The organism is Sporosarcina jiandibaonis, assembly GCF_013184495.1.
GTDB lineage: Bacteria > Bacillota > Bacilli > Bacillales_A > Planococcaceae > Sporosarcina > Sporosarcina jiandibaonis.
The window spans coordinates 156,032-169,455 of record NZ_JAAOIY010000002.1; the positions used below are offsets into that span (position 1 = coordinate 156,032).

The following is a 13,424-nucleotide window of genomic DNA, read 5'->3' on the forward strand; positions in this document are numbered from 1 at the left end:
CAGTTGTTAGGGTAATTATAGAGAGCCAATAGTCAAAAATCAATGACTATCTGAAAAATTATAATATAGTAATTTTGTCCATTTTTTTGTGAAAGCGCAACCAAAATTGATGTACCAACTGTTCACATCTATCGAAATCAAAAAAATTCGCACCTAAATAAATCATATTTTTAATACATCTTGCTTGACATTGAATTGCAATTCAGTAAATTGATTGCTAGAATTATAGTGAGATAGAATCTTCAGAAAGTATCGTAAAAAGGGAGTGGGAAAGTGGATATTCAAGATAAAGTGGCCGTCATTACTGGGGGAGCTTCTGGTTTAGGTCTTGGAACGGTCAGAAGTTTAGTGGATAAAGGGGCTAAAGTTGTCATCTTCGATCTGAATGAATCCAAAGCGAATGAAGTGTGCGAAGAATTAGGGGGAAATGTCTCGTACGCAAACGTAGATGTCACAAGTGAAACATCGGTCGAAGCGGGCATCAAAACAGCGATTGATACTTTTGGAGCTGTACATATATGCGTTAATTGCGCAGGCATCGCGCCGCCGCAAAAAACAGTCGGGCGGGCAGGCGCGATGCCATTAGAGAACTTTAAAAAAGTCATCGACGTTAACTTGATCGGGACATTTAATACATTGAGACTGGCGGCGGAAGCAATGGCGAAAAACGAGCCGCTGACAGAAGACGGGGAACGAGGGGTCATTATAAACACGGCATCGGTCGCAGCCTTCGACGGCCAAATGGGGCAAGCCGCGTACGGTGCGAGTAAAGCGGGCGTCGCGGGAATGACGTTGCCGATTGCACGGGATCTTTCCTCATACGGCATCCGCATTAATACGATTGCGCCAGGTTTATTCAGAACGCCGATGGCAGAAGGATTGCCGGAAAGAGTCGTTGAAAAACTCGAGGGAATGGTCGAATTTCCAAAGCGACTCGGAACGCCCAATGAATATGCATCGACAGCACTATTCTTAATTGAAAACGGCTATGTAAACGGAGAAGTTATCAGGCTGGACGGCGGAATTCGGATGCAACCGCGGTAAAAGATTTATTCATAAAAAGGGGTGGAACGTAAAATGACTGAAGTTGTAATTGTAGAAGGAGTTCGCACGGCTGTTGGCCGAAGAAAAGGAATGTTCGCTGGATACAGGCCGGATGAGCTTGCGGCAGTTGTGCTCGATGGGCTAGTTAAGCGCGCTGGAATTAATAAAGGCGATGTGGAAGATGTCATTTTAGGCTGCGTGACGCAAATGGGCGAACAAGGAAGTAATATCGCAAGAACAGCAGCGCTAATTGCAGGGTTCCCAATCCATGTTCCCGGCGTCACAATCGATCGTCAATGCGGCTCGAGCCAACAAGCGGTCCATTTCGCATCTCAAGCAATCGCTTCGGGAGATATGGATATCGTCATCGCGGGCGGCGTGGAAAATATGACGCGCGTGCCGATGTTAGCAACGATGAAAGACACAAAACCAAGTCCTAAACTGACGGAAAAATACGAGATTATCAATCAAGGCCTATCTTCCGAACGTATGGTGGAAAAATGGGGATTCACCCGAGAAGACTTGGATCGTTACTCAGCGGACAGCCATACAAAAGCATTTCATGCGATTAATAATGGGCATTTCGAAAATGAAATTATGCCGGTCGACGTTGAACAAGATGACGGCACTATCACAACCGTTTCAGTCGACGAAGGCCCGCGAGAAGGTTCTACCGTTGAAGTACTCAGCGAATTAAAAACAGTCTTCGACGAAAACGGCGTCATCACTGCAGGTAACGCGAGTCAAATGAGCGACGGGGCATCAGCAGTCCTGCTCATGTCGCGTGAAAGAGCCGACGAGCTCGGCTTGAAACCGAAAGCCCGAATCGTGGCTCGAAGCGTCGTTGGATCCGATCCGACGCTCATGCTGACAGGCCCGATTGAAGCCACACGAAAAGTGCTAGAAAAAGCAGGGCTGACAATCGACGATATGGACACCTACGAAGTCAACGAAGCATTTGCCCAAGTACCGCTCGCTTGGTTGAAAGACATCGGAGCAGATCCCGACAAACTCAATCCAGATGGCGGAGCCATCGCGCTAGGACATCCGCTCGGGGCAACCGGCACGAAGCTATTAGTCACACTCATGAACAGATTAGAGCGCACAGGCGGCCGATACGGATTACTCGCCATTTGCGAAGGCATGGGCATGGCCAACGCGACGATAATCGAGCGCGTTTAGTCGGAAGGGAGTGACTAGCAATCGGTATTTTATCAGGAATGAAAATATTAGACTTTTCAACGTTGTTACCTGGCCCTTACGCGACGATGATGTTCGCGGATATGGGGGCTGATGTCCTGAAAGTGGAATCATCGACGAGACCCGATTTACTCAGCGGCATGCAAGCAACGCATCATCATCTCAACCGCTCTAAAAGCTCCATCACTTTGAATCTGAAAAAGGAAGAATCGGTCGAAATAGTTAAGAAATTGGTGCTCGACTACGACATTGTCATCGAACAATTCCGTCCGGGCGTGATGAAGCGATTAGGACTTGATTACGAATCAATGAAACAAGTAAATCCGCGACTGATTTATTGTTCATTAACGGGATTCGGCCAAACGGGACCTTATCAAAATCGTCCCGGACATGATAATAATTACTTGGCGTTATCGGGAATGCTCGATTACTCAAGGAGAAGAGGCGAAAAACCAACTACGATGGGCATCCAAATCGCAGACATCGCAGGCGGATCGATGAATGCAGTCATTGGCATTCTAGCGGCGGCGCTCCACCGAGAAAAAACGGGGGAAGGGCAGTATATCGATATCAGTATGACCGACGCATCATTCGCATTGAACGCGATGTTCGGACCTGATTATCTTGTTAACGGAGTGGAGCCACAGCCGGAAGAATTGCTCCTGAACGGCGGTACTTTTTATGATTATTACGAAACAAAAGACGGCCGTTGCTTTTCAGTAGGGAGCTTGGAGCCGCAATTTCGAATGTTGCTTTGCGTAGCCTTACAAAAACCGGACTTGATAAGGTTCGCGATGAGTGAGAAACCAGCGGATCAGCATCGATTTAAGGAAGAAATAAAAGCATCATTCCTGGAAAAAGACTTTGATGAATGGTTAGAGGTCTTTGATGAAGGGTTCGAAGGATGCGTGGAACCGGTATTAACGTTCGCTGAAGCATGTGAGCACCCGCAACTGCGGGCACGTGGAATGATAACAGAAGTGCCGAGACCAGACGGCGAAGGGCAGAAGCAAATTGCCACGCCTCTTAAATTTTCATCGGCAAAACCGGTGTACACTCATGTTGGACCTCGGCTTGGGGAGCATACTGAAGAAGTCTTAATGGCGCAAGGGTATACAAAGGAGCAAATTTTGGAGTTTCGTAATAATGGTGTGCTGAGTTAGCCATAAATAAAAGCATTTTCTTCCTGTCTAATATATTTTGGATGACAACGTTTTTTACGTACTGCTTATTCATAAAACATATATAAGGAACAAATTAGGTAACTCAAATCCAGATTAAGGACACTTAAGGTGTAATTATGGGTTGAATACTGCAAAAATCATGAAGATAGCATGTGAAAAAAACCATGCTGAATGACGTCTTGACGTTGACGAAGATGATGCAGCTTACAGCATTATTGCCTACTCGAATAGGGAGCATAGAGGTTATCTTGCTATATAGTAGTTCAAGAAACGGGCCATTTTGTTGAGTAGTAGTAGAGTAAATTAACGTATTAAGAGAGATGAGAAGAAAATATGAGTGTACTTTTTAGAGTTGAGTTGTATGTAAAGGACATTGAGGAATCCTTGAAATTTTATCAAGATATTATTGGACTGGAACTCTACGGTCGAAATGAACGTTCTGGTCGCTTCAATTACGATTGCTTTTCATTGTTAATTACTTCTGAATCAATCCTAGGGGATGAACATTATTTTAACAGTAAAGCTATAAGCGATGTTAAAGGAAACGGTTTTGAATTAATAATTGTTGTAGATGAATTGGAAAAAGTTTATCAGCGATGTCTCCATAGCAACTATCCAATTGAAGTTGATGTAGAAAAATACCCTTGGAAAATGAGAGGATTTAAGATTGGTGACCCAGATGGATACTTTTTAAGAATTACTTCCAAATGATATAATTACTTAAACAAACCGGCACGATTATGGAATTTTGTTTTGTTTTTTCTTCGGATAAATAAAGCAATCTAAAAAGCATCTTCCCCCACGAAAACTTAATTCGCGGATGAAGATGCTTTTATTTTAAAAGGTACCTGGCACTTTATACTTTTTATCATTCAGTCAAGCTTGATTCTGCAATAAAGAAAGAACCTCGCGCAACCTCTTTCTCAGAACCTGCGGTGTTGTATTGTTCTCGCGCATTCTGATGAAAATATTATTAGCAATCAATGAAAAAACAATGAATGCTGTTCCGGTATAATCATAAACGGTCAACTGATTGCCTTGGGCGAATGAAATAACGAGCGTTGTCACAGGTACAAAGTTAATGAACAACAGCGCGTTTAATGGAGACAGGATCCCCACGCCAATATTCCATCCAAGCAATGCAATGAGACCCGGGAAAATAGCCATAAATGCGATATGCGGGCTAACAATTTGGATTGTTTCCATTGTAGGCACAGTCACATAACCGGTAAACGTGCAAACAATCGTGACAACTGTCGCTACAGCTGTCCCAAGTAAACAACTTAACGTTGAAAAACGCAGTGCAGACCAGCCGTCCTCGCTAAACCTGCTGCCGCCCATCGTGTAAACTACCCAGCCAACAACCGCAATAAAGATGAGTAACGAAGGAATAATGTCACTAGTTGCAGTTAGGAACGTGCCGAAATCCCCTTTTGTAATGACGAGCGATACGCCGACAAACGCGGTGAATACAAAGAATAGCGTAATGCCATGCGGTCGATTTCTACTGAGCAGCCATACGATAACAATAGAAATCATCGGCATTAAAGCCTCATTGATCGATGCAATCATAACGCCTGGCTCACCAAGTAAATCTTGCCCCCAGAAAATAAGTAAATTATACACGGTAAAAGCCATCGTCCCAAAGAACAATAGTGATAGCCCCTTTCCTTCAAAGCGAAAAGCCTGTTTACCTTCTTTCCATAGGAGAAGAACAACTAATATCACTGTAACTGATATGTAACGAAAAATCGTGAAATAAAACGGGTCAATATAATTGAACGCGTGATTCGCAACCGGGAACATCGCGCCCCAGGAAACGCTCGCTATGAAACACAAGAGAGCCCCCCACAAAACTTTGTTTTTCAATGAATCAAATTCTCCTTCACCTTTATCTATATATTCATTGAACTATAAGATAGGAATCATGTAAAACGAACAATAATGATGTTGGTTATCATTATTTGTGATATCATCAAGCTAGCTATTAAAAGGGGAGTCGAAAGAGATGGAATTTAAGGACTTGGAGATATTTCAAATGGTTGCAGAAAAGGGGACCATTTCAGCTGCGGCCAGAGAGTTGAGTTATGTCCAATCAAACGTAACAGCAAGAATCCAAAAACTCGAAGTTGAGCTGAATACCCCTTTGTTTAACCGACACAATCGCGGGATGACATTAACGCCCGAAGGCAAAAAACTATTGGTATACAGCGAAAAGATTTTATCGCTCACGAATGAAATGAAGAAAGTAATCCAAAGCAGAGAAGAACCGGCGGGTAAATTGGAAATCGGCACGGTAGAAACCGTCATTCAATTGCCGCATATTCTCTCTGCTTATAATAAAAAGTATCAAGATGTAGATCTATCCCTGTTCTCGGGCGTTACTGAAAAGTTGCAAGAAGATGTATTGAATCATAAATTGGACGGCGCTTTCGTCACGGAAACAGAACTGCACCCAGACCTCGTTGCACACGACGTTTTTAAAGAAGAACTCGTCTTGATATCCGATACGAAAGAAACTTCGCTGGACGAACTTAAAAATGAGCCATTCCTCTGCTTTAGCGAAGGATGCGGCTACCGGGCAAGGCTCGAGAGATGGTATAAAGATCAAAATTTCAAACCCCAAAAAGTGATGGAATTCGGCACTTTAGAAACAATCTTGAGCAGCGTCACGGTAGGCCTGGGCGTCACCTTCGTCCCTAAATCAGCAGTCACACATTTGGAGGAGAAGAGACTCATCCAATGCCACACCCTCCCTAAAAAATACAGCGAAATTAATACCATTTTTATCAGAAGATCCAATGCCTACTTAACCTCGACAATCGAAAAGTTCATCGAGACCATTGAGGGATTCAATGGGGAAGCGATATAACTTTATAGATACTCGCTTTAAACAATTGCATAAAATAAAAAGGGGATATCGGTATAACCCATTGTCGATATCCCCTTGAATTATCATAAGCGCACCGCTCACTGGTGCCTTTTACATCATCTTTTCAATAACAGCATTCGCAGTGTGTTCCTTATTGACACTTGATACTTCGCTTGTTCGTTTGAAGTACTCGGTATAAAGAAGATCCAATAAGTACAATTGTGATATTTTGGCTGTTAAACTACCGCCCTGTAAAGGACCTTCATTTGCCCCGCAGAGCAAGGTGATATCCGCAAAACTAGTCAGAGGTGATTTAGAAAATCTTGTGATGGCAATGATTTTCGCTCCTCTTTCTTTAGCAACTTTTGCAACTTCAATCGTATCTTTAGTCGATCCCGAATAAGAAATCAAGACAGCAACATCAGCTTCTGTCATTAAAGAAGCTGACATGATTTGCAGATGGGAGTCAATCGAACATTCTGTTTTATTGGTAATTCGCATAAATTTATTCTTTGCCTCCAACGCTGTCATCAGAGAAGAACCGACACCGAAAAAGTGAACCCTCTCAGCTTCAATGATTAAGTCAACAGCTTTCCCGACAACATTTGAGTCAATTAAATTATGTGTTTCTGTAAGTGCATTAATATTGGCAGCTAACATTTTGGAGGATAACTCGGCAACCGTATCTTCCATTGTCACTTGACTCGAAAGTTGGGGCATTTCATCACCCAAAGTCGTATTGTGAGCCAAAGCGATTTTGAACTCTTGGTAACCTCTAAGTTTTAATGTTTTACAAAATCTGAAGACGCTCGACTCGCCTACACCGCAAGCTTCAGCTAAGTCCGTAATCGACATGTAAATAACATTATTTGTATTGTTAAGGATATAGTCTGCAACTTTTTTTTCGGTATTTGTAAATCGATTATATATCGAATGTATTAACGCAAGGATATCTACTTTTGTCATGGGTGCTCCTCCTAGTCAGTTCCTAGGCAATTGAAGAGATTCCACACCTAGAACTTATATCCATCTATATACAATTTCACTGAATCGCCGCAATAAATCGTTTCGTGATCTCCATAGGCCTTGTAATTGCTGTTCCGACAACTGCTGAATAAACCCCTAGTTCAAATACAGTTTTTAGTTCCTCTGGCGTCCAAATACCGCCTTCTGCAATAATCGGTATAGGAAAATCTTTTACTAACCTTTCTAATAAAGCTGTATCTGGTAATTTCGTGCCTTGCGTATAATCTGTATAACCGCTAAGGGTCGTACCTAAGCAATCAAATCCCAACTCATATGCTTCTTTTGCTTCTTCATATGTAGAACAATCCGCCATAAATAGCTGATCTTTATACTTTTCTCTAATCATAGGAAAAACTTCACTTATTGTTTTTCCATCCGGCCTGACCCTTTTAGTCGCATCCAGCGCAATAATCTCTACGCCTTCCTCGCATAAAAGATCGATTTCTGTCATTGTCGGCGTAATGAAGACATCTGAACCATCGTAAACTTGTTTAATAATGCCGATAATAGGCAAGTCCACAGTCTTTTTAATCTCTCTAATATCTTCGACACTATTGGCCCTGATTCCTGCCGCGCCGCCCTTCATTGCGGAAGAAGCCATTCTCCCCATAATAAAAGAGCTATGCAGGGGTTCTTCAGGCAATGCTTGGCAAGAGACAATAAGCTTTCCTTTAATTGACGCGAAAATCTCTTCATTTCTTTTCATAGTAAAACCGTCTCCCACAAATAAATTATTCTTTCACCGCGCCCATCGATAATCCGCGTGTAAAGTAATTCTGGAATAACACGAAAATGATTAACATCGGAATCGCTGCAACTGTAGCTCCAGCCATTTTATATGCAAAGTTTGGATTCAAGTCTTGCATTAAGGTTGCAACGCCGACCATTAGCGTTTTCACTTCATTCTGTTGTCCGACTACTAATTGCCATAAATAGTCATTCCAAACCTGAACAAAATTCAGGATGAATAAAGCCCCTATACCAGGTTTTACAATCGGCAACATGATTTGATAAAGTACTTTCAATTCGCTTGCGCCGTCCATTTTCGCAGATTCCCTTAATGAATCTGGAATGCTATCAAAGAATCCTTTCAGTAAAAACACACCAAAGGCTGTCGCAACGTTAGGCCAGATCATTCCGTTCAATGTATTGACCATCCCCAAATCTTGAATGATCCGGAACAAAGGAACAATAACAACTTCCTTTGGAACCATCAAACTTGAAATGAAGATGATAAATAGAACGTTTTTGCCTTTAAATTTAAGCTTTGAGAACGCGTAAGCTGCAAGGCAACTAACGACAATAAGCGCAACGGTCGAAACGAGGGACACAACTAAGCTGTTATACGTCCATCTTAAAGCCGGTTGACTATTAAATACTTCTATATAGTTGGATAGTGTTATTGTCTTTGGAAACCAATCAGGCGGCATTTTCACAACATCCGAACTATTTTTCAGTGAACTTGTAAATAACCAATAAAGAGGAAATAGACTTAATACCGCAAAGAACGTAACAAAAATATTGGAGGCAATATCAAATGGTTCTTTTTTAATTTTATCTTTTCGTCCGAACATCTTCTCACCCCTAATCGTTCTTTAGCACGGATCTTAACTGCGGAATTGACAGTAACAATGTGATTGTGAACATAATCACGCCGACAGCAGATGCGATGCCCAATTGATTGTATTTGAATGCATTATTGTATAAGAAATACATGAGTGTCGTAGACGCATTATTCGGTCCGCCACCAGTTAATAGTTGAATAACAACGAATATCTTTAACACAGCGATGATGTTAATAATTGTGATGTATACCGTCATCGGTTTAACCGAGGGGATCAAAATCTGCCTGATAACTTGCATTCGACTAGCCCCATCAATCTCAGCAGCCTCAAACAAATCCTTCGGCACACCAATCATGGCGGCTATGTAAAGAATAATGGCTTGCCCGACGTTAGTTGCAAAGGTAACGAAAATAATTACGGGTAATACGAGATCCTTATTCCCAAGAAAATTGACTGCGGGCAATCCCATCTCTCGCGTTACAAATGGAATAAGGCCATTTGCCGGATTCAATAAAAATCCCCAAATCATACTCATAACTACCATCGATACCATTACAGGTATGTAATAACTTCCTCTAATAAATGAAACATACTTAGCATTTTTATCAAATACGGCTGAAGCTACAAAAATACCGAATAAGACTGTCAATGCCACAATGAAAACAACAAAGATAATGGTATTGATTGTAGACTTCACAAATACAGGATCACTAAATAATTTAATGTAATTATCAAAACCGACAAAAGTTTCTTTTTGATAATTTATTTTATATAGACTTAACCGAGCTCCTTCAAATATCGGGTACACTAGAAAGAGAAGAAACAGTATAAACTGTGGCGCGATAAATAGATAACCAGTCATATTTTCTTTCAATGCAGCCCTGTTAATATTCATTAGTACCCACAACCTTTCTATATAGATTGAGCCCCATTTATAGGGGCTCAATAAATATTCGTACTATGCAAAAACGATTATTGGAAAATAACGGAGTCTTCTTTTGATTCTTTAATAATGTCATTTCCTTTTTCTTGATAATCTTTCACGATTTCTTCTGCAGTCTTTTGGCCAGTATAAAGTGCTTGAAGTTCAGGATAGAGCACTTGTCTTAATTGATTGTAGCCTGGTACGTTACCAGTAAAGCTGAAGACATACTGAGCGTTTTCATCATAGGCTGCAAACAATGGGTTTTCATCCGTATATTGTTCAACCACTGAAGATCTGACAGGCACACCATTCTTAGATGATTTCACAAGTTCCGGATCTGAAGAGAAAAACTTCACGAAGTCTTTACTCACTTGAATTTTAGTTTCATCTCCAGTATCGAATACTGCCGCCCCTGTCACATAAGTGAATGTCAGTGGTTTTCCACTTTCAGAAGGAATATTTGCAAGTCTTGCATCAAACTTCGGTGATTTACCGCTTTCCATATCTGCCTTCATGTTGTTAAATAAAACAGAATTCGTAAAGTTGATTCCAAGCTGCTGGTTTTGGAACATGGCAATCGTATCGTTAGAAGATACGGATTCAGCACCTGGATTTGTTAAGCCTTCGTCGTAAATCTTTTTCAGCCAGTTAGCAGCTTTAGCTCCATTCGCATCGTCGAGGACAATATTTCCGTCTTCATCGAAGAACTCATTGCCAAACATTCTTAAGTAAGCAAGGTTCCAAGTGTCTCCCTGATTATTAAGTGCATATAAAGCCATTGGGTATGCGCCAGGGTATTCATCTTTCGGTAAATCCTTTTTAAGAGTATTTAAGATTGTTTCATATTCTTCTAAAGTCCATGTTTTAATTTCATTTTCTTCTCCGATATAGTCTTCCAATCCAGCCGCTTTAAACATGTCGGCATTATACGTTAAAGTTCCAGGCATATGAGAAAACGGATAGAAGTAAACCTCATCGCCAAATGTTACGTTGTCCCAATAAGTTTCACCGATATCACTTTTCGCTTCATCATCAACGATGTCATCTAAAGGAACTAGCGCGCCTCTATGCGCGTACTCGCCCATAGCAAAGACACTTTCATAGAATATATCCGGTGGCGTTCCGCCGTTAAGATTTACGTTTAATAGTTCGTCCCGTTGATCTGACGCGACAACTTCCACTTTAATCTCTACATCGTGTTTATCATATTCTTCTGAGAATCTCTCAGCTGCATGTTTGAAGAAACTATCATAACTAGCCCCGTTCTCAGTAGCATCTAGAACACCTTCCCACTGAGGTGTTAACCATAGTGTAAGTTGAACCTTTCCATCTGCACCTTTTTCGCTGCCTTTTGATCCTTTATCTTTATCTTTATCAGAACAACCAACGAGAACGATTGAAGCAAGTGCAAGTAACAATAATTTTCTGAATAAACGTCCCTTAAACATAGTAATCTCTCCTTTTCCTTATAGTTTTTATATTAATTAATAAATCCTGGATTACGCATTCAGCTTTTCATTTTTCAAGATGACTTCCTCTACACTCACTTTTCGATCTTCATTCAGCGATAATGTAAGTGCATCAGCCGTCGAAATAGAAGCTCTAGCCGCCGTGCCATCCAATAATGGAACGAACTCTTCTTCTACTTCAGCACCTAAAATAACATCATGAAAGTATTGCAGTTCCCGTTTCATGATCGTATCAAGCCACATCGGAACCGACTGACTCGGTTTACCGTACGCAATGCCGCCATGAAGATTTTGGTAGATTCTAGCCCGGTCCTCATCTTCTTCTTTGGAGGCATGCAGTAAAAATTGTTCTTCTTTCTCTGCTGTTTTCACGACAACTTTCACATCTTGAAGGTCCAATAATATTGCGCCTTTTGTTCCTTGAATCTTGACATAATGCTCATTGAATCTAAAAGCAGATCCATATTGCAACGTGGCGTATTTATTGCCGCCGAACTCAAGCGTGATCAATAATAGGTCATCTTCATCACCAAAATTTTCCCCTTGGTGCGCAACGTTTCCGCCGACCATATTCACCCTTGTCGCCGGCCCCATGATAAATTGAATAAAGTCTAATTCATGAATATGGTGATACAGATGCCCGCCGGAAATTTCCCGATTCTTTTTCCAGCTGACCGTTTCTTGTGCATCTTCCCAACCAGTTCGTTCCGCATGACAAAAAACAACATCCCCGATGACACCTTCATGAATTAACTGCTTAGCCCGGCGCACGCCGTCCATGAAATTCATAACATGTCCAGCCATAAAAATAACGTTATTTTTTTTCGTCGCTTCAATCATTTCATTACAATCAGCGTAAGAAAGTGCAATCGGCTTTTCACAAAATACATGCTTATTATTTTGAGCCGCATATAGCACCGGTTCTTTATGATAAGCATTAGGAGATGCCACAATGACCGCGTCTATATCTTCGCGCTGGCATAATGATTCTGCATCTTTCTCGATTGCACAATTCAATTCTTTTGCGATTTCTTCCGAGTTCTCCGGATCATACACGGCTACAACTTCAGCGCCTTCAATATCATGCAGTATTCTCGCAAGTTCCGCGCCAAAGTAACCAGTTCCTACGACACCATACTTGACTCCACTCATTGCGCTTCTCCTGAAACAAACTTTGTAATGGCATCATCGATCATATTCTTGATGCCTTCTATTTTATTGAGGTCTTCTCCGGTTACCGGCTCTAAAGGTCCTCTGACAGAACCGATATTTAATCCTCTAAGTTTATAAATTTCTTTAATTACCGAGTACATCGAACCATTCAATGAACATAATTCAATAATGATATCGTTAATCATTTTTTGAATGCTTCTCGCTTCAGAAAACTTTCCTGCAGCTACATATTCCTCAGCTTTCAAGAAAAGCTCCGGCATTACACCGTATGTCCCGCCAATTCCGCTATCCGCTCCGATCAGCCGACCCGCAACGTACTGCTCGTCTGGACCGTTGAATACAATGAAATCTTCATTTGCTGCGGCTTTGAATCTTTCAATATCCATGACTGGCATGGATGAATTTTTTACCCCGATCAGCTTCTCGTTTTTCAACAATTTTTCCAGTAAATTAGTTGAAAGATTATAACCCGTCGTTTGCGGTATGTTGTAAATAATAAAAGGTAGCTCTGTTGAATTCATAATTTCTGTCCAGTATTTTTCAATTGCCGTTTCTGGAAGCAGAAAATAGATTGGCGGGATAGCAGACAATGCATCATATCCTAATTCTTCCGCATACTGCGCCAGTTCAATGCTCTCCTTTGTTGACGGTGCTCCAACATGCGCAATCAAAGTAAGCTTTCCTCTTACGTTGTCAGCAACATATTTTAATGTTGCCTTTCTTTCCTCAAGATTTTGATAAATACATTCTCCAGAACTTCCACCAACATAAAGACCTTTGACACCTTTTTCATAGAGATAATTAGACAAATCCTTAATTCTTTCCTCGGATATTTCTCCAGCATCATCATAACAAGCATAGAATGCAGGAATGATTCCTTTATATTTATTTAACAGCATTTTATCTATCTCCTCCGCGGCCATGTATTCGCTTACATGCACACAATAACATTAATTCTGATAACTG

General features: G+C 41.2%; 13 protein-coding genes. 5 read left to right on the forward strand and 8 right to left on the reverse strand.

What is annotated here, in order from left to right; genetic code table 11:
• Positions 1–273 precede the first annotated feature (273 nt).
• The 4 genes from G8782_RS07895 to G8782_RS07910 all read left to right on the forward strand — a co-directional run bounded on the left by G8782_RS07895 (position 274) and on the right by G8782_RS07910 (position 4,139).
• Positions 274–1,044, forward strand: a complete 771-nt coding sequence (locus G8782_RS07895) for an SDR family oxidoreductase (protein WP_172370405.1) — start codon at positions 274–276, stop codon at positions 1,042–1,044.
• A 33-nt stretch (positions 1,045–1,077) separates the two neighbouring features.
• The gene (locus tag G8782_RS07900; RefSeq protein ID WP_172370406.1) at positions 1,078–2,226 is read left to right on the forward strand and encodes a thiolase family protein; all 1,149 of its coding nucleotides are present in this window, start codon (positions 1,078–1,080) and stop codon (positions 2,224–2,226) included.
• 20 nt (positions 2,227–2,246) lie between these two features.
• A complete protein-coding gene (locus tag G8782_RS07905; RefSeq protein WP_172370747.1) occupies positions 2,247–3,407 on the forward strand; it encodes a CoA transferase in 1,161 nt (386 codons plus the stop codon).
• Positions 3,408–3,761: 354 nt separating this feature from the next.
• A complete protein-coding gene (locus G8782_RS07910) occupies positions 3,762–4,139 on the forward strand; it encodes a VOC family protein (RefSeq protein ID WP_172370407.1) in 378 nt (125 codons plus the stop codon).
• A 165-nt stretch (positions 4,140–4,304) separates the two neighbouring features.
• On the opposite strand, the gene G8782_RS07915 is transcribed toward G8782_RS07910, so the two are convergent.
• A complete protein-coding gene (locus G8782_RS07915; protein ID WP_172370408.1) occupies positions 4,305–5,297 on the reverse strand; it encodes a DMT family transporter in 993 nt (330 codons plus the stop codon).
• Between the two features lie 139 nt (positions 5,298–5,436).
• On the opposite strand from G8782_RS07915, the gene G8782_RS07920 reads away from it, so the two are divergent.
• A complete protein-coding gene (locus G8782_RS07920; RefSeq protein ID WP_172370409.1) occupies positions 5,437–6,300 on the forward strand; it encodes a LysR family transcriptional regulator in 864 nt (287 codons plus the stop codon).
• A gap of 111 nt (positions 6,301–6,411) precedes the next feature.
• Here G8782_RS07920 and G8782_RS07925 read toward each other — a convergent pair whose 3' ends face one another.
• The 7 genes from G8782_RS07925 to G8782_RS07955 form a co-directional block, all read right to left on the reverse strand.
• The gene (locus tag G8782_RS07925; RefSeq protein ID WP_172370410.1) at positions 6,412–7,266 is read right to left on the reverse strand and encodes a MurR/RpiR family transcriptional regulator; all 855 of its coding nucleotides are present in this window, start codon (positions 7,264–7,266) and stop codon (positions 6,412–6,414) included.
• 76 nt (positions 7,267–7,342) lie between these two features.
• The gene (locus G8782_RS07930; RefSeq protein WP_172370411.1) at positions 7,343–8,032 is read right to left on the reverse strand and encodes an N-acetylmannosamine-6-phosphate 2-epimerase; all 690 of its coding nucleotides are present in this window, start codon (positions 8,030–8,032) and stop codon (positions 7,343–7,345) included.
• Between the two features lie 25 nt (positions 8,033–8,057).
• A complete protein-coding gene (locus tag G8782_RS07935) occupies positions 8,058–8,900 on the reverse strand; it encodes a carbohydrate ABC transporter permease (RefSeq protein ID WP_172370412.1) in 843 nt (280 codons plus the stop codon).
• Between the two features lie 10 nt (positions 8,901–8,910).
• Positions 8,911–9,786, reverse strand: coding sequence for a carbohydrate ABC transporter permease (locus tag G8782_RS07940; protein ID WP_172370413.1), 876 nt, complete (start codon positions 9,784–9,786; stop codon positions 8,911–8,913).
• A gap of 77 nt (positions 9,787–9,863) precedes the next feature.
• Complete coding sequence (locus G8782_RS07945) at positions 9,864–11,264, reverse strand: ABC transporter substrate-binding protein (protein ID WP_172370414.1); 1,401 nt, start codon at positions 11,262–11,264, stop codon at positions 9,864–9,866.
• 51 nt (positions 11,265–11,315) lie between these two features.
• Entirely contained in the window at positions 11,316–12,437 is a 1,122-nt protein-coding gene (locus G8782_RS07950; RefSeq protein WP_172370415.1) for a Gfo/Idh/MocA family protein, read from the reverse strand.
• The gene (locus tag G8782_RS07955) at positions 12,434–13,357 is read right to left on the reverse strand and encodes a dihydrodipicolinate synthase family protein (protein ID WP_172370416.1); all 924 of its coding nucleotides are present in this window, start codon (positions 13,355–13,357) and stop codon (positions 12,434–12,436) included. The genes G8782_RS07950 and G8782_RS07955 overlap by 4 nt, the downstream gene beginning before the upstream one ends.
• Positions 13,358–13,424: the final 67 nt, after the last annotated feature.